General features: G+C 60.7%; 19 protein-coding genes. 10 read left to right on the top strand and 9 right to left on the bottom strand.

Annotation, left to right across the window (positions count from 1 at the left end):
- Positions 1-10: 10 nt before the first annotated feature.
- Positions 11-1,525 carry a TolB family protein gene (locus AC1DON_RS07505; RefSeq protein WP_476934155.1) on the top strand — a complete coding sequence of 505 codons (1,515 nt, stop codon included), beginning with the start codon at positions 11-13 and terminating at the stop codon, positions 1,523-1,525.
- A gap of 88 nt (positions 1,526-1,613) precedes the next feature.
- On the opposite strand, the gene AC1DON_RS07500 is transcribed toward AC1DON_RS07505, so the two are convergent.
- Both AC1DON_RS07500 and AC1DON_RS07495 read right to left on the bottom strand, forming a co-directional pair.
- Positions 1,614-2,030, bottom strand: a complete 417-nt coding sequence (locus AC1DON_RS07500; protein ID WP_476934154.1) for a hypothetical protein — start codon at positions 2,028-2,030, stop codon at positions 1,614-1,616.
- A 26-nt stretch (positions 2,031-2,056) separates the two neighbouring features.
- The gene (locus tag AC1DON_RS07495; RefSeq protein ID WP_476934153.1) at positions 2,057-2,503 is read right to left on the bottom strand and encodes a hypothetical protein; all 447 of its coding nucleotides are present in this window, start codon (positions 2,501-2,503) and stop codon (positions 2,057-2,059) included.
- Between the two features lie 150 nt (positions 2,504-2,653).
- On the opposite strand from AC1DON_RS07495, the gene AC1DON_RS07490 reads away from it, so the two are divergent.
- The 6 genes from AC1DON_RS07490 (at position 2,654) to AC1DON_RS07465 (ending at position 9,171) form a co-directional block, all read left to right on the top strand.
- Entirely contained in the window at positions 2,654-3,457 is an 804-nt protein-coding gene (locus tag AC1DON_RS07490) for an SEL1-like repeat protein (protein WP_476934152.1), read from the top strand.
- Positions 3,458-3,842: 385 nt separating this feature from the next.
- The gene (rnk, locus tag AC1DON_RS07485; RefSeq protein WP_476934151.1) at positions 3,843-4,247 is read left to right on the top strand and encodes a nucleoside diphosphate kinase regulator; all 405 of its coding nucleotides are present in this window, start codon (positions 3,843-3,845) and stop codon (positions 4,245-4,247) included.
- On the top strand, positions 4,244-4,672 hold the full coding sequence (locus AC1DON_RS07480) for a GreA/GreB family elongation factor (protein ID WP_476934150.1): 429 nt from the start codon (positions 4,244-4,246) through the stop codon (positions 4,670-4,672). The genes rnk and AC1DON_RS07480 overlap by 4 nt, the downstream gene beginning before the upstream one ends.
- Positions 4,673-4,688: 16 nt before the next feature.
- Positions 4,689-4,868 carry a hypothetical protein gene (locus tag AC1DON_RS07475; protein ID WP_476934149.1) on the top strand — a complete coding sequence of 60 codons (180 nt, stop codon included), beginning with the start codon at positions 4,689-4,691 and terminating at the stop codon, positions 4,866-4,868.
- A gap of 1,205 nt (positions 4,869-6,073) precedes the next feature.
- Complete coding sequence (locus tag AC1DON_RS07470; RefSeq protein WP_476934148.1) at positions 6,074-8,233, top strand: COR domain-containing protein; 2,160 nt, start codon at positions 6,074-6,076, stop codon at positions 8,231-8,233.
- A gap of 20 nt (positions 8,234-8,253) precedes the next feature.
- Positions 8,254-9,171 (top strand): polysaccharide deacetylase family protein, encoded by a 918-nt coding sequence (locus AC1DON_RS07465; RefSeq protein WP_476934147.1) that lies wholly within the window; start codon positions 8,254-8,256, stop codon positions 9,169-9,171.
- Positions 9,172-9,174: 3 nt separating this feature from the next.
- On the opposite strand, the gene AC1DON_RS07460 is transcribed toward AC1DON_RS07465, so the two are convergent.
- The 4 genes from AC1DON_RS07460 to AC1DON_RS07445 form a co-directional block, all read right to left on the bottom strand.
- Entirely contained in the window at positions 9,175-9,669 is a 495-nt protein-coding gene (locus tag AC1DON_RS07460; protein ID WP_476934146.1) for a hypothetical protein, read from the bottom strand.
- Positions 9,670-9,761: 92 nt separating this feature from the next.
- Complete coding sequence (locus AC1DON_RS07455) at positions 9,762-10,193, bottom strand: response regulator (RefSeq protein WP_476934145.1); 432 nt, start codon at positions 10,191-10,193, stop codon at positions 9,762-9,764.
- A gap of 61 nt (positions 10,194-10,254) precedes the next feature.
- Positions 10,255-10,449 carry a helix-turn-helix transcriptional regulator gene (locus AC1DON_RS07450; RefSeq protein WP_476934144.1) on the bottom strand — a complete coding sequence of 65 codons (195 nt, stop codon included), beginning with the start codon at positions 10,447-10,449 and terminating at the stop codon, positions 10,255-10,257.
- A gap of 9 nt (positions 10,450-10,458) precedes the next feature.
- The gene (locus AC1DON_RS07445) at positions 10,459-10,920 is read right to left on the bottom strand and encodes a hypothetical protein (RefSeq protein ID WP_476934143.1); all 462 of its coding nucleotides are present in this window, start codon (positions 10,918-10,920) and stop codon (positions 10,459-10,461) included.
- A 148-nt stretch (positions 10,921-11,068) separates the two neighbouring features.
- Here AC1DON_RS07445 and AC1DON_RS07440 point away from each other — a divergent pair, with 148 nt between their 5' ends.
- Together AC1DON_RS07440 and AC1DON_RS07435 are read left to right on the top strand one after the other, a co-directional pair.
- On the top strand, positions 11,069-11,530 hold the full coding sequence (locus AC1DON_RS07440; protein ID WP_476934142.1) for a DUF805 domain-containing protein: 462 nt from the start codon (positions 11,069-11,071) through the stop codon (positions 11,528-11,530).
- Positions 11,531-11,740: 210 nt separating this feature from the next.
- A complete protein-coding gene (locus AC1DON_RS07435) occupies positions 11,741-12,439 on the top strand; it encodes a TMEM175 family protein (protein WP_476934141.1) in 699 nt (232 codons plus the stop codon).
- Here the strand turns inward: AC1DON_RS07435 and AC1DON_RS07430 are convergent.
- Complete coding sequence (locus AC1DON_RS07430) at positions 12,424-12,966, bottom strand: dihydrofolate reductase family protein (protein ID WP_476934140.1); 543 nt, start codon at positions 12,964-12,966, stop codon at positions 12,424-12,426. The two genes, AC1DON_RS07435 and AC1DON_RS07430, sit on opposite strands and share 16 nt — an antisense overlap.
- Before the next feature lie 97 nt (positions 12,967-13,063).
- On the opposite strand from AC1DON_RS07430, the gene AC1DON_RS07425 reads away from it, so the two are divergent.
- A complete protein-coding gene (locus AC1DON_RS07425) occupies positions 13,064-13,543 on the top strand; it encodes a winged helix-turn-helix transcriptional regulator (protein ID WP_476934139.1) in 480 nt (159 codons plus the stop codon).
- Positions 13,544-13,557: 14 nt separating this feature from the next.
- On the opposite strand, the gene AC1DON_RS07420 is transcribed toward AC1DON_RS07425, so the two are convergent.
- Complete coding sequence (locus AC1DON_RS07420) at positions 13,558-15,252, bottom strand: methyl-accepting chemotaxis protein (protein ID WP_476934138.1); 1,695 nt, start codon at positions 15,250-15,252, stop codon at positions 13,558-13,560.
- A 171-nt stretch (positions 15,253-15,423) separates the two neighbouring features.
- Positions 15,424-15,987, bottom strand: coding sequence for a class I SAM-dependent methyltransferase (locus AC1DON_RS07415; protein ID WP_476934137.1), 564 nt, complete (start codon positions 15,985-15,987; stop codon positions 15,424-15,426).
- Positions 15,988-15,992: the final 5 nt, after the last annotated feature.

The raw sequence follows: 15,992 nt of genomic DNA, 5'->3' as shown, positions 1-15,992 counted from the left end.
GGAGAACATCATGAAGCAAATCCTGTTTGCGGCCGTGGCCGCATGCGCCCTCGTGGCCAGTGGCGCCTATGCCGAAACCGTCGGCATTTTCGAAACACATGTCGACGTCGGCGCCAATGCCATTCCCGGCAAGGCCATCTTTGAAGACGGGAAGTACCGGTTGACGGCCTCTGGCGCCAATATCTGGGGCGCGATCGACGCCTTTCACTTCGCCGCCAATAAGGTCATCGGCGACACCTATATAGCCGCCGATATAACCCTTGAAGGCAAGGGCGTCGAGCCGCACCGCAAGGCCGGGGTCATGCTGCGCCAGACCCTCGACGCCGACAGCCCCTATGTCGACATCATGGTCCATGGCGACGGGATGGTGTCGCTGCAGTACCGCGAAACCAAGGGCGGCCAGACCTATCAGGTCATTGCCAATCAAAAGGGCGCCAGCCGCGTCGCGCTCGAATATCACGATGGCTATGCCTGGATGTCGCTGTCGGACTCGAATGGCCAAGTCCGCCCCGTCGGGGGTGGCGTGCGCATCGCACTTGGCAACACCTACCTGGCCGGTCTGGCCGTGACCGCGCACAACAATACCGTCTCGGAAACCGCCGTCTTCGGCAATGTCGAACTGGAACCCCTGGCCCCCGGCGTCGCGGGCTGGCCGACGCCGCAGACAAAGACCGAGAGCACGCTGGAAATCCTGGCGATCAGCGATAAGAACCGCACCCTCCTCTACCACACCCGGGACCTGATCGAAGCACCGAACTGGTCGCGCGACGGGACGACCCTTTTGTTCAATTCCGGCGGGCAACTCTATACCCTGCCTTCGGTCCAGTCGTTTGGGACCAGCACGCCAGCCCGGCTCGACTCTGGCGCGTTGACGAAGATGAACAACGACCACGGCTATTCGCCGGACGGCAAGTGGATCGCCGTCAGCGACCAGACCAATCCCGACAACCAGTCGCGCATCCATATCCTGCCGGCCGGTGGCGGCGCGCCCCGCCTGATCACGCCTGCGGGACCAAGCTACTGGCACGGCTGGTCTCCGGACGGCAAGACCCTGACCTATATCGCCAATCGCGGCGGAGATTACGACGTCTATACCGTCCCCGTCGAAGGCGGCCCCGAGACAAGGCTGACGACCGCGCCGGGACTGGACGACGGCGCGGAATATTCGCCCGACGGCAAGTGGATCTGGTTCAATTCCGTGCGCAGCGGCAATATGAAGCTGTGGCGGATGCACGCCGACGGCACGGGCGCGGAGCAAATGACGCGCGAGGCCGATACGCGTGACTGGTTCCCGCATCCGTCGCCGGACGGCAAGTGGATCGCCTATATCTCATTCGGCACCGATGTGGCAGTCGGCGACCACCCGGCCAACAAGGATGTGACGCTGAAGCTGATCCCGTCCGATGGCGGTGAACCGGTTGTGCTGACGAAGCTGTTCGGCGGCCAGGGCACGATTAATGTGCCGTCCTGGTCACCCGACAGCAAAAGCATCGCCTTTGTCAGCTACCGGCCCGTGGGGGATTGAAGTCCGGCGGTGGCTTTAGGTCGGAGGGGGTACGTGCCGAACAGCGCGCCCTGCTCCGACGCGAACCACCTTGACCTGCTCCTGCGCATCAGAAGTACGGTGCGCCGACGCTTTCCGCTACGGTCTGTGCCTCTTGGGCGGCCTTGGCGCGCCTCAGCATGATGAAGGCACCGGCGAAGATCTGTCCATCTTCGATGATCCGCCATTCGCCGTGTATCTCATCGCCCTGTTCTGAAAGCTGTCCGTCATAGGTGACGCTGTGCAGCCAGCCGCCCCCGCCATCATACGTCTTGACGAATGACACTGCGAAATCGCGCACCGTGCCCTCTACAAAGGCGGCCTGGCGGGTCAGCATGGCGAGGTCGTCGGCGACCTCTTCGGTGATGGAGCCGAGGAAGTTCGCCCCAGTCTGTACCAGTCGAGCAGTGAAGTAGCAGGGCTCCCAGCCCATCTCATCGGGGTAGCTATAGGTCCCGTTCCATGTCCCCGTAATCGATTCCGGCACGCCGTCTATACCTCACCCGCTCCAGACTATTCCGCGCCGCCCGATCTTATCTCCTTAGCGACGCAGTCCGAGCCTTCGAAGCCGGAGCTCAGCACGCGGTGGTCCTGACTGATGACGAAGCGCGTCTCGCAGTAGGTTTCCCAGTATTTCGGCGGCACCCAGACGGAGTCGTAGGTCGTGACCGTCCGGGTCTTTATATTGCCCTTCTTGTCCTTGTATTTTTCCTGGTAGGAGCCGCTGGGCACCTGGGAGTAGGAATTGCCCGACTGCCGTTCGGTGATCTTGCGGTACGTCCACAGCTCGTTGCCATCGCTCAGGCGCGACACCCGGTCGGGCGGTCCCCAATCGACCTGGAGCTGATCGCTGTGCGCGCCGACCATCAGGTCCATGTGCTGGCGATAGCCTTCGACGGTAGCGCATCCGGTCACGAAAATGACCGCGGCCACAACGGTAATCAGACTCAAACGGCGCATGTTTTCCCCTCTTTTTGCGTGGTTAGGCTAACAGACTTCCGGCCGGACGTACAATCCCTTGTCTCTTTCGATAAAAAATACCGGGTCCGATTGCAATTCCCGGGCGAGTGTGACTACATGCACAAAACATGAACACGATGAGGGGTGGCTATGCGTTTTCCGGTCCTGACGGCCTTGGGTATTGTTACATGCGTGCTTGGCGCCCTGCCCGCCACGGCCGCGCAAACACCACGCGCGGCGTGGGAGGAACGCGTCTCGGTATTGACGCGCATAAGCGCCAATGCCCCGTTGTGTACCGTCATTGGCTACACCATCGATGCCGAGGCCACGGTGGCAGCCTTCATGAAGACAGTTGCCGACGCATCGAAATCCGGCGTGACCGCCGCCGAGGCTGAAACCTTCGCCATGACGCGGATGACCTTGGACCGGGCCGAGGCCGAACCTTATACCGCCAATTTCAGCCATCCCGATGAAGACGTCGCCTTCAAGGCGATCAGCACAGCCTTCTCGTATGGCACGCCGCTCTGCAAACGTCTTGCCGAAGCGTCGCCCTATATCAAGCCTGGCCCGTTCCAGGCTTCAGGGCGGCCCCAGACATTGGAAAGCTATTTTTTCTATAGGGCGGACACCGGCTCGGCGGACGATATAATGAGAGCCCAGGGTTTCTATGAGATGGGTTACTTTCCCGATCCGGATTACTCGAAGCGCATCGCCCTGGCGCGACGGGCCGCGGAAAAGCGCGATCCCAAAGCGGCCATGTTCATGTTGTCCTATTACATATCGGGCCAAGGCGTGGAAAAGTCGTTCGAAACCGCCCTGATGTGGGCGATTATCGGGAGCACGCTGGGCGACGCTGATTCAACGAACGCGATCCCCGCCATCAAGGCCAAGCTGACGTCCGCAGAGGTGGCACGCGCCGAAGCCGACGCCCAGGCCTGGCTCAAGGCGCATTGATTCATACGCCGATGCCCTCGGATCGTGACCGCCTGCGTAAACGGGACGGTACCAAAACGACGTATGATCCTTTTGTCTGGCGGTATGGAGGTAACGCAGTCCGGCGGCACGTATCTGACTGGCTCCGGCCGCTTAGGTTGACAATTCCGCCAACCGGACTATCTTCGTGTCATGGTAATCCGGGCTAAACTCGCGATATCGCAATCGCTCAAGGGACATCCTGTCACAGGATCATAGCCCGAAGTCCGGCCGTCAGCGCCCTCCGGACTTCGGGAGGGCCGCGCATTCCGGCAGATGATACGTCACTGCTCCAATGCCATCCGGCGCACGCAATCCCAATATTTTCCGCCTTCGCTTACGCCAGGGCCTCATTGTGTGCAGATCCATGTCTGAAACCCTTACGCTTCCAAAGATCGTCATCGGCCGCGATGACTTTGAAATTCTCGGCAACCTTGCCGACGTCGCCGCGCCCGACCAGAAGGCCGCCGCCGACCTGCTGCAGCGCGAATTGCAACGGGCGCGCATCGTCGCGCCGGAAAAGCTTGATCCCGGCATCGTCCGCATCGGCGCTTTTGTCCGTTACCGCCTGGGCACCGGCCCGGAGCGGACGGTCCAGGTGGTGCTGCCGTACCAGGCCGATATCGCGCACAACCGCATCTCCGTCCTGACGCCGGTCGGCGCCGCCCTGATCGGCCTCAGCCACGGCCAGGCCATCCGGTTCACAACGACGGACGGCCGTGGCCAGATGCTCCAAGTGATGCAAGTCAGCCAGATTGGGGACATGTCATGACGCCGGTGCTTCAGATCCGCGACTACCGCCTGCTGCGTCAGCTTTTCGACCGGCTGAACGGTTCGAAGGAGCCGTTTGAACGCATCGTCCGACAAAAGCTTGAAACCGCGCGCCTGTTGCTGCCGGGAGAAGCGCCGTGCCCCCTCGTCCGCCTGGGCAGCCGCGTCCGGTTCCGCATCAACGACGCGCTCGCGGAAGAGCGGACATTGGTCCTTGCGGATGACTACAGGCCCGACGGTCATTGCCTGGCGCTCGACAGCCCGATCGGCGTGGCGCTGCTGGGCTATCAGGCAGGTGATGTCATAAGTGCCGAATGGCGCAGCGAATGCCCCGACCCGATTACCATACTCGATGTCCGTAACCCTTCGCCGCCGGCCATGCGCCGCGACGGCGTGATCGTGCCGTTTCCCGGCCGTCCGAACTGATCCCTGGAGGACCCTCATGCCCCCGAATGACAAGGCCAATCCCGCGCCCCGTCCCGACTGCCCGCGCCAGTATCACGATGACTATCCGGGCAGGCCGGCAAGCAGGACGCGCACGCCGATCGTGCTGGCGGCGCTGGCCGGACTGCTGCTTATCTGCGCCGCGCTCTACATCTTCAGCCAGGGCGGAACGGGTTAAAGCGGTCCGCGGCCACGATCCGCAGTCTTGCCGGCTGCGGTGGTTCATGTTTGCTGGCTCAAAGAGGTCAACGAGGCCATGAATGCGATTAACGCAGGAGATATGGCGCTTGCCGAAAAGGCTTTACCCGCCCCACTCCAACTGACGGTCGAATATTCCCTTGATACGTGCACGAATATTCAGCACCATACCGGAGGCTGAATACGGGAGGGTATATGCAAGATTCTAACGACACCAGAAGCGATCTTGAGATCGCGCTCGAACGCATCGCAATCGAGGCCGATAAGCGTACAGGTCGCCTCGACTTACAAATGTTGGACATCGAAACTCTGCCGGACGAACTGCTTCAATTAACGCACCTGACAGAGCTTTTATTGGGCATTACTCATTACGCATTTGGCGAAGTGCAAATTCCACGCGCCGGAGCTTGCGGGCTAAAGTCGTTGAAGGGGGTAGATTCTCTCACAAACCTTCAACACCTTTCTTTTCCAAGCACAAAAATAAGAGATATATCCCCACTAAAGCGTCTAGAAAAATTACAGACACTTGATTTCTTTGAGACGTACGTCGAAAATTTAAAGCCTTTAGAAAATTTAACAAACTTAAAATCATTAAACTTTCACAATACTAATGTCAAAGATCTATCCCCCCTATCAAATATAAAAACAATTATGTCTATAAATTGCTACGGTACAAATATAAAAAATATATATCCAATAGAAAATTTAACAAACTTAACAACACTGAAATGCTTTCTAACTGATGTTTCAGACCTAAGCCCATTATCAAATATCAACTCTTTAGAATATATTGATTGCTCTTACAGCAATATTTCGGATCTATCCCCCCTATCAAATCATGGAAACCTACGCACGATTGACTGCTCTAGAACAAATATAAATGACCTAAGGCCATTGAGCGATCTTAGACACCTGCAATCATTAAAATTTTACAAAACATCAATCAATGATATCGGACCACTTTCAAGACTTTCTGAATTGAAAGATATAGATTGTTCGGAAACTGACATAAGTGACATGAGCCCACTACTTCACCTTCGCCGCTTGCAATCTCTTGATTGCTCAAAGACGCAGGTTTATGAAATTTCCGCTCTCGTAAAGCTCATAAATTTAAAAAGCTTTACTTGCAATGGATGCACCCTTCTAAAGTCCGCGACATCGGTCTTGCGAGATTTCACGGGAAAATTGTTCCTTTACGACACCCAGATTCCAGGCGTCCCTTCTGAGGTTCTGTCGCAGACATCCGAGGACGATTGTCGGGACCGGCTGATTGCACACCTGGCCGACATGGTGGATGACTCCGCGTCCCACAAGCAATGTAAGCTGGTCGTTCTAGGTAATGGCCGGGTTGGCAAGACGCAAATCTGCCGCCAGTTGCGCGGTGAAGATTACGACGACAAGGTTCCGTCAACGCACGGCATTACCGTCACCACCGCCCCGCTGACGGACAGCGACGTAACACTCAGCCTGTGGGATTTTGGCGGCCAGGACATTTATCATGGCACGCATGGTCTGTTCATGCGTACGCGGTCGATCTTCCTGGTCGCATGGACCCCTGCCATGGAAACCAGCACGCCTCAGGTTGAGGGCGACTTTGTTTTCCGGTCTTACCCGCTGGCCTACTGGCTGGATTACGTCAAGGAACTGAGCGGTACAGCATCTCCGATCATCGTCGTCCAGGCCAGGTGCGATAGCGCTCTCGATGAAACGCGCCTGCCGACACTTGTCAATGACCGGCTGGCGCCGTTTTCACAGACCCAGGTCATTCAGTACAGCGCCCGCACCGGACGCCGGCGCGGCACGCTTGACGAAAGTCTGAACGATGCCTTTGCCTTCCTCCAGGATCAACTCGGCACCGACCAGATCGGCGGCGGCCGTCTGAAAGTCCTCCATCGCCTGGAAGAGATGCGCCAGGCCGATGAAGAACGGAAGAAGGAAGACCGTCTCAACCGCACCCTGTCGCTCGACCAGTTCCGTCAGATGTGCGAAGACGCCGGCAGCATCAGCTCGCCGGAACTGTTTCTCAATTACCTGCATCTGATCGGCGCCGTTTTTTACCAGGACGACCTGATCGACAGGATCGTACTGGACCAGAGCTGGGCGCTTAACGCCATCTATACGGTGTTCGACCGCGAAAGTTGCCTTAAGGAGCTGCGGCATCTGCGCGGCCGTTTCCGGCGCAACCTGTTGGGGCTGCTGGCGTGGAGCAAATACGATGAATCCGAGCAGGAGCTGTTCCTGCGCATGATGCTGGCCTGCGGCATCTGCTTCGTCCACCGGCCCCGCGACGGCGACGGCGAAACGGAATATATCGCGCCGGATCTCCTGCCCGAAAAGGACACGCTGCGCCTCGAATTCGAAGTGATGTGGGACAATACTGCCCGCTGCGAGAGCGTGACCCTTAGCTATCCCCTTCTGCACGACGGGTTGATCCGCAGCATCATGTCGCGCCTGGGGCAGGAGGCCGGCATGAACGGGCTCTACTGGAAGGGAGGGCTGTGCCTTTACGAACACAATAGCCGCAGTCGCGCTGTCATCGAACAACATATGACTGGCGATTGGCAGGGTGACATCCGCATCCGCACCCAGGGCGGCCAGGCGGCACAACTGCTGGCGAGCCTGCTGTCCGTCGTGGAGGCCCAGGAAGCCAGGACCGGGCTAAGCCACACGCCAATTGACACGCCAGACAAAAAATCAGGAGGCAAGACCGCGGGCAAGGTGGACATCCCTGCCCCGCCCCCAATCCTCGACTTCGTCCCGCCGCCGCGCGGCCAGCCGAACTGGTACGTCTCCTATGCCTGGGGCGACACGACACCGGAAGGCCAGGAGGGCGAGAGCGCGGTCGAAGAGGTGTGCCGCAAAGGCCGCGACGCCGGCATAGAAATCAAGCGCGACAAGGATGAGATTCGTCACGGCGACTGCATCTCGAAATTCATGAAGAACCTGGCGCACGGCGACCGGATCTGCGTCCTCCTGAGCGACAAGTACCTGAAATCGCCCTATTGCATGTTCGAACTGCACGAAATCTGGCGCGTCCGCAGCCAGGACCCGGAACTGTTCCGACAGGCGGTACGCGTCTTCCTGCTGCCTGGTGTGTCGATTTCCAACTTGGCCGAACGGGCTCAGTACGCGGCCCATTGGCACAGGGAACATGACGTCATCGAAAAACTGATCGCGGAGACGACCTTCAAAATCCTGGGGCCCGAGGGCCTGCAGGAGTTCGAATATATCGACCAGTTCAGGCGGCACGTGAACCCTATCCTGACCCTTATAAACGATACGCTGCGCCCCGGCACCATAGCCGAATTCTGCGAACACGCCTTCGCGCCGGACCCGCCTGCGTAAACCGTGCTATAGGCCTTCCTATGAACAGACGCGCACTCCTCGGCAGCATCGGTGCACTGGTCCTCGCCGGCAGCGCGAAGGCTAGCCAACGCGCGCCCGGCATCAGCATCACCGTTGATGATTTCAACCTGTCGGACGATCCGCTGATGACCGGACCTCATCGCGACGCAGCCATTCGCAAGGCCCTGGCCGCGCATAATATCAAGGCGGCGGGCTTCATCGCCGGCCGGTACCTCACGCCCGATGCGCCTTTCGACGTGCGCAGAGCCTGGTCCGGCGACGGCCACATTCTGGGCAACCACACCTTCTCGCACCGCTACTATTACGGCAGCGATCCGGAAGACTATATGGCCGACATCCTCAAATGCGAGGCCCTGCTCAGCCCCTATCCCGGCTTCCGCAAGATCTTCCGCTATCCCTTTCTCGGCGAAGGCAAGACCGCCGAAGGCCGCGACGCCCTGCGCGTACGCTTGAAAGACGCCGGTTACAGCATCGGTCACGTCACCATTGACACCTCGGACTGGTTTTACGCCAGTCGCCTGACCGAGCGCCTCAAGGCCGCCCCCACGACCGATCTCGCCCCTTACCGCCAAGCCTGGCTCGACCATCTGTGGGACCGCGCGGTCTATTATGACGCCCTGGCGCGCGAGGTCTTCGGGCGCGCTATCGACCACACCCTGCTGCTGCACCACAATATCGCTGCAGGCCTGTTCCTCGGCGACGCGCTGGCCATGTTCAAAGCCAGGGGCTGGCGGCTGACGGACGCGGGCACAGCCTTCGCACAACCTGAATTCAGCCGCGCCTACGCCACCCTGCCCTCGGGCCAGAGCCTGGTCTGGGCCGCCGCCAAGGCAGACGGCCGCTATGAAGCGAGGCTGCGCTATCCCGCCGAGGACGGCCCTTACGAGGCGCCGAAGCTCGACACCCTGGGGCTGTGAAATTCAGTGGAACCGGTTGCCGCAGGCGTCATAGGTGTCACTTATTCCACGCTGCAAATCGGGTCCGTAGTGCAGGAAAACGATGGCCCAGCGCTTCAGGCCAAGGCGCAGCGCATGGTCCCTCAGCGCCCAACTGCGGTCGGATTCTTCGACGTGACCGACCTCCCGGCGCGCCTCGTCGCGCGTGACCCATAATACGACTGAGCGACTTAGCGCCAGCGGACGGCCGTCGTCATCCGTCTGCTCGCCATGCCGGGCAACGGCGCGTCGGATGAGCTCCTCGTCGTGTAACGGCTCTTGACCGGCAACGAGGCATTCCGATGTCGCCGTCGGCCAGTTGGCGCGCAGATCCGCCGTATGGTCAAGGTCCATGATCCACGACCACAGGAAAAGACAGGCAATAAGCCCGGCGACCAGTGCCAGCACCGCCAATATCGCCCGCGCGATAAGTAGACCCCACCAGGTCGCGCGCCGCCTGCGTGTGCTGTCGTGATCCATGCCCATATCCCCTTCGTTGCGAGGAAACCGGCATAGCCGCCGGCGGGATGATCGGCATGAGAACGGCATGAGCCTTTGCTGAAAAACCTGGCCTACCCCGCCATCACCTTCGTGAGCGCGATTTCGAGATCGGCGACGGTAAACGGCTTGATGAGGAAGCTGTCCATGCCGGCGCGTTGGCACAGCATCCGGACGCCCTGGGAGGTATGTCCCGTCATGCCGATTATCGGATTGGGCTCGAAGCCGGCCGTACGTTCGATCTTTCGGATGAGAGCCGTCGCCTCTATGCCGTCCATGACCGGCATTTCGACGTCCATCAGGATCGCCACATAGCGGGAAGCCTGGGCCTTTACTACGGCTTCGCGGCCATTGGCGGCGACATCGGCCGCGAAGTCCAGTTCCGCCACCATTTCTTCCGCCATGAAGGCGGCGGGCGCGAAGTCCTCGACGATCAGAATGCGGCCCTTGCTCACGGCAATGCCTCCACGGCCAAACACATAGTCTGTCAGAATGGCCGTAAGCATTCAGTAGGCGTCAGCGATTGCACTGATAATTGTCCATGTATGACGCAAGGACATAAGCGCCCTACCTCTCGTGCTGGAACACGTCCTCGACCTTCAGCCCAAAGGCGTGCGCGATGTCGAAGGCCAGCGGCAGGGAGGGATCGAACTTGCCGGTCTCCACGGCATTGATCGAGTTGCGCGACACGCCGACGATCTCGGCCAGTTCAGCCTGACTCCAGCCCTTTTCTGCCCGCAGTACGCGGATACGGTTTTTCACGCAAAAATCCTATCGCGTCCTGAGCCACCAGACGGTGTTGACGACCGCCATGCACAGGGTCTGCAGCAAGACCAGCGCGCCGAAGCCAAGCATCATGGCCATAAGCACGACCTTGGGGTCCGCCGCAATGCCCGCCCCGGCGCTGATGGCGGTAACCGCCAGGTTTTGCACCGGCGGCAGCAGGGCCAGCACGACGAACAGGGCCTGGCCGGCGGGCACGCCCCACTGCATGGCGAAGCCGGCGCTGAACTTTTCAACCTCGTCCATCCCGCGCTGGTGGCGGATGGCCAGGTAGTTGGCATAGGCCATCATGACGATCGCGGCGACCGCGACGATAACAGACATCACTGTGTCGCCCGTCACCTCCCTGAGCCAGGGCGCGCCCCAGATAAAGGCGGCGACAGCGAGCGGGATGGGCAGGAGCGACCAGAAGCCTATCCGGGTATTCTGGCGTGAAGGGGAAGCAGACATGACAACTTTCCTTTTCGAAATGCAAAGTATACTTGTCATACATCGGAGCGTACGTCAAGCTCGGCGGCTTCCATGCGCGCGGCAGGACTTGCCCGGTTCACACGATATCAAACCTTCCATGCCACATTGCCCTGCGACGGAGGCCTGTATGGACTGGACAAGACTGTTTCTTTCGCCGATCGGGCGCGTCGGCCGCAGGCTCTACGGCATGGCCATGGCGGCCGTGATTGTCGCACAGGTCGTCAGCGCCACGCTGCCCGGCGTCGGTCTTTTCGCCATCCCCGTCCTCAACTACCCGGCCCTGTGCCTCGCCATCAAGCGCCTGCACGACTGGAATCGCTCAGGCGCGTGGATGATCGTGCCGTATATGATCATCTTCGGTTATGGCGTGACGGTGTGCTGGTACGCCCTGATCACTTTTGGAGGCTTCGGCACCTTCAGCGGCGGCCGCTCCGAAGACGCCGCGATCGGCAGGTATCTGGCCCGCCAGGCCGGATGGGTGCTATTCGCCATGCCTCTGGCTGTGCTGGTCCTGATCGGACTGATACCAGGCAACCGCCGCAGCAACCGCTTTGGCGCATCGTTTTCCTCCAGCGCCGCCAGCGTCTGAAGACTGCTGTCTTGTGGTCCGGGGCCAACTGCGCACACTGTATTACATATCTCGCAGATCACCGGATAACATACGGCATGAGAACATGGCTGTTCCCGCTTCTGCCGCTCCCCGCACTCGGCAAACCCTGACGAACCGGCGGCCGCCGTGCGGACTTGACAAGCCTCATACCGTCGTTACGCTTTCGCCTGGAACGACAAAGGGGATGGCATGAGCACAGATTCGCCGCACCACGAAAGCAGCGCCCGCGGCAGTGACGCCCGCATGGTCGATCGCATGCTGTTCTTTTCGGACGCCGTGTTCGCCATCGTTCTGACCATCATGGTGCTGGAGCTTCATCCGCCCGCCGTCGCCGAACATCTTAGCCCTCGGCAAGCGACCGCCGCCATCTGGTCCGGCATCCTCGACATGGGCCGGGTATGGATCGCCTATTTCGTCAGCTTCGCTTTGGTCGGCCTGTGGTGGACCGTCCATATGCGCGTGACGCGCCAGCTCAGGCAGTTCGACTGGCCGACCGCCGTGCTGAACTTCGTCTTTCTGCTGACGGTCAGCCTTACCCCGTTCGCCTCCGCCATCATGGGCGAAAGCATCGACGCCCCTGCGGCCTGGCAGATCTACTGGGGCGTCAATGCCGGGGCATCAATCTCGCTGACGGCCATGTTCCTGGTGGTTTCGCGCGGCCAGGGACGGCTTGTGGGCGGTATGAGCCCGCGCGAAAAGCTGGCCCGCATCATCCAGTCGATTGGTCCGGGGGTCGGCTTCTCGATCGGCGTCTGGCTGGCCACGATCGGCGAAGTCGGATTGTCACGCTTTTGCTGGGTATTCATCATTCCGACAACCCTTCTGGCGCGAACGATCTACCGGCCGGGAAAAGCGATAACAGGGCCCGAGGCTCAGGCCGGCACGTAGGTCAGCCGCATGGTATCGTCAATGCGCTCAGAGCCCATGAGCCGCAGCGGCGGACGGGCGTCGTGGAAGAACGGCTTGCCGCCGCCCAGGACGACCGGACGCAGGTAAAGGCGGTATTCGTCGATCAGGCCCATCTGTGTCAGATGCCCCGCCAGTTCCGGTCCGGCGGCGTCGATCTCGCCGTCGTGTTCCGCCTTCAGCTTCCGGACAAAGGTTTCAAGATCGCCATCGACCAGGGTCGCATTCGGCCCGACCGACTTGAGCGTGTTGGATACGACCCATTTGGGCTTGGACCGCCACGCCGCGCCGAAGTCGCGCCCGACCTCATCCTGTCCCGGCTCATCGGTCTCCCAGTAGCGCATCACCTCGTACATGCGCCGGCCGTAGAGGCTGCCGGTCAGGCTGTGCGCATAGGCGTTGAAATGGCGGTGGAGCGTCTCGCCCGGCATGGGCATATCGCTGTCGCCGTGGCGGCCGGCAACATAACCGTCGAGCGACATCATCATGGCGAATATGAGCCTGGCCATAGGTCTTCTCCTGATTTCGTCTTGCCCCCGACCGTGCTATCAGTCCCGTCCGGTCAAAACCACTTCTAATTTGCAACCGGTTTGACGGAGAATTGCGATGCAAAGGCGGCGTTCGGGATGCCCGATCAACCTCACCCTCGAAGCCTTCGGTGACCGCTGGAGCCTGATCATCCTGCGTGACCTGATGTTCGGCCGTTCCCGCACCTTCCGCGCGCTCAAGGCCGGCAGCCTGGAAGGAATCGCGACCAATATCCTGGCCGACCGCCTCAAGCGCCTGACCGCCAATGGCCTGCTGTCGCGCAGCGACGATCCCGGCCACAAGCAGAAGGCCATCTACAGCCTGACCGAAAAGGCGATCGCGCTGGTGCCGCTGATGGTGGCCATGGGCAGCTGGGGTATGCGTCACGCCCTGCCGTCGGCCGAACTGGCCGTCCGCGCGCAAATCCTTGAAGACGGTGGCCCTGCGCTTTGGGCGGATTTCATGGATGAGTTGCGGCATCTCCACCTGGGCGCCCCGCCACCGGAAGCGTCGGTTTTCATTGCCCTGCAGCGGGCCTACGAAGCCGCGATACCCTGATATTTAAAAAGGGATTACGCAGCCCGCAACCGGCTGACGAACGCGGCCACTTCATCCTGCAACTGGCTGGCCTGGCTCGAAAGGCTTCCCGACAGCGCCATCAACTGGGTCGAAGCGGCACCCGTCATTTCGGCGGCGCGGCCAACGCCGAAAATGTTCTGCGTGACTTCCTGCGTGCCCTGGGCTGCGCGGGCCGTATTGCCGGCAATTTCGTGCGTGGCTGCGCCCTGCTGCTCGACAGCGGACGCGATCACGGAAGAAATCGACTGGATATCGCCAATGGTCGTGACGATCTTGCCGATCGACTGGACGCTGCGGGTTGTCGCCTGCTGGATTTGGTCGATCCTGGCCGAAATGTCCTTGGTTGCCCGTGAAGTCTGGGTCGCCAGGTCCTTGACCTCCGACGCCACGACGGCAAAGCCCCTGCCCGCCTCGCCGGCGCGCGCGGCCTCGATCGTCGCGTTGAGCGCCAGAAGATTGGTCTGGGCGGCAATGTCGCTGATCAGCTTGACGACCTCTCCAATTCCCTGCGCGGCCTCTGTCAGGGTCTGGATTTCTGTTTCGGTGACCGCGACGTCGTCAACCGCCGACTTGGCGACGCCGGCCGACTGGCAAACCTGGCTGTTGATTTCCTGCACCGACGCGGACATCTCCTCGGTGGCTGCGGCAACGGTCTGGACGTTGGTTGCCGCTTCCTCGGCGGCGCCTGAAACGACCTGGGCCTGACGCGTCGTTTCTTCGGCGGTGGCGGCAAGGCTTTGGGCGGCGTCGGATACTTCCGATGAAGAGTGCACGAACGCCGAGGCGATCGTCCCCATGCTGGTTTCAAACGCGTCGGCGATGACAAGGCGCTCCTCGCGGATACGCAGGGCGGTTTGCCGTTCCTGGTCGGTCGCAAGCAGCCGCAGCCGTTCGCCCTCTTCCAGGGCAATGCGGAACGCCTCGACGGTCCGCGCCATCGCACCCAGTTCGTCTTTTCTGTCGAGCCCCGGAACGGCGGCCGTCAGTTCCCCCTTGGCGATCGACGACATTGTCATGTCGAGCCGGCGGATGGGCAGGCTCAGCCCGGAACGGGTCAGCCAGAAAGCTGCGGCGAAAACGACAGCCAGGCCGGCCAGGACCGAAAAAGTCGTCGTGCGCTGCGCGGAAGCCGTCTGAGCCTCCAGACGTGCTGCCAGTTTGTCGGTTGCTGCGACGTTAGCATCGACCTCACTCGTCATATCACGCATCAGCGCCATAAGCTGAGGGCTGCACGTGCTGTTCATCTCGCTTATGGCCGCATCGCGCTGGCCGGCCTTGCCAAGCTCAATGACCTGGCCACACCCTGTGGACAGTGCCGTGGCGTAGGCGTCGCGATAGCCTTCGAGCCTGGCTTTTTGCTCCGGCATCCGTGCGATCGCGGTGGCGATCTCCGCTTCAAATGCGTGCCGCCCCTTGGCAATGTCGTCGCTGGCCTTGGTGATGTCTTCGGGCGTTTCGGAAATGACCAGCTTGAGGATAGAGCGCGCTGTCCACGCCGTATGCCGGTTGGCCCGCGCCAGGGCCGTCGTCCCCCGGGCAGAGCCTGTCAGGCCGTGATGGTATGAACTCCCGATGCTCGATATCTGGCCATTGGCAAAAATGACGGCAAAGATCGACATCGCGCCAAGCGCCGAAAGAAGGAGCAGGACCTTCGCGACGACGGGCAGGTTTCTGAAAATACGGTTCATGACACGATCCCGAACATAACGGATAACGCCGTTAGGTTCGCGCGATGAGGTTAACAACCGTTAAAAGACGGGCTTTCTGGCAAAAAACTGTCCGTTACCACGTATGGGAAGGCGGCATATTTTCGTGTCGCTTTTGACGGCCATCGTGGCAAACGCCCGTCTTTCTCAGCTTCAGGCCTTGAGCACCAGACTGTCATAGACGTGCGTGACCGCGTCGAACGTCACGCGCGATGGCTGGCCGCCCAGCTCCGCGCGCGCAAACCAGGTGTCAGTCAGGCCCGCTGCCACCGGATCGGCGATCTTGTCGGTATTCCAGCCCAGCAGGAGCGGCGCGCCCGGCGCCATGATCCGCGCCAGCGCCGCAAGCGTCGTCTGTTGCAAAGGCACGGCATCGACGCCATAGCCCAGCACGCCATTGCAGATGATCGCGTCGAAGCAGACATCGGCAAAAATCGTATCAACCTGCGAGACGTCGCCCGTCCGGTGCCGCCCTGCCCGGCCATAACGCGCGACCTTGGGGTCGATATCGATCGTCCAGACCTTGCCGCCCCGGCTTTCCAGCACGCGGTAATAGTCGCGCGTATAGCCCCGGCACCCGACGAACAGGATGTTGCCGCCAACCGCCGCGACCGCCGGCAGGTAGGCTTTCGTCATCAGTTGCCGGTCGGGCAGCGCGTTGATCTTGCGATGGCGCGAGCCGAACAGCGATCTTATCTGGTCAAAAAAAGCAGGCATGTAGC

The sequence above is a fragment of the Asticcacaulis sp. P4_H10 genome (assembly GCF_056400965.1).
Note: the sequence above shows the minus strand (reverse complement) of the source record. Positions and strands in the feature narration are given on the sequence as shown.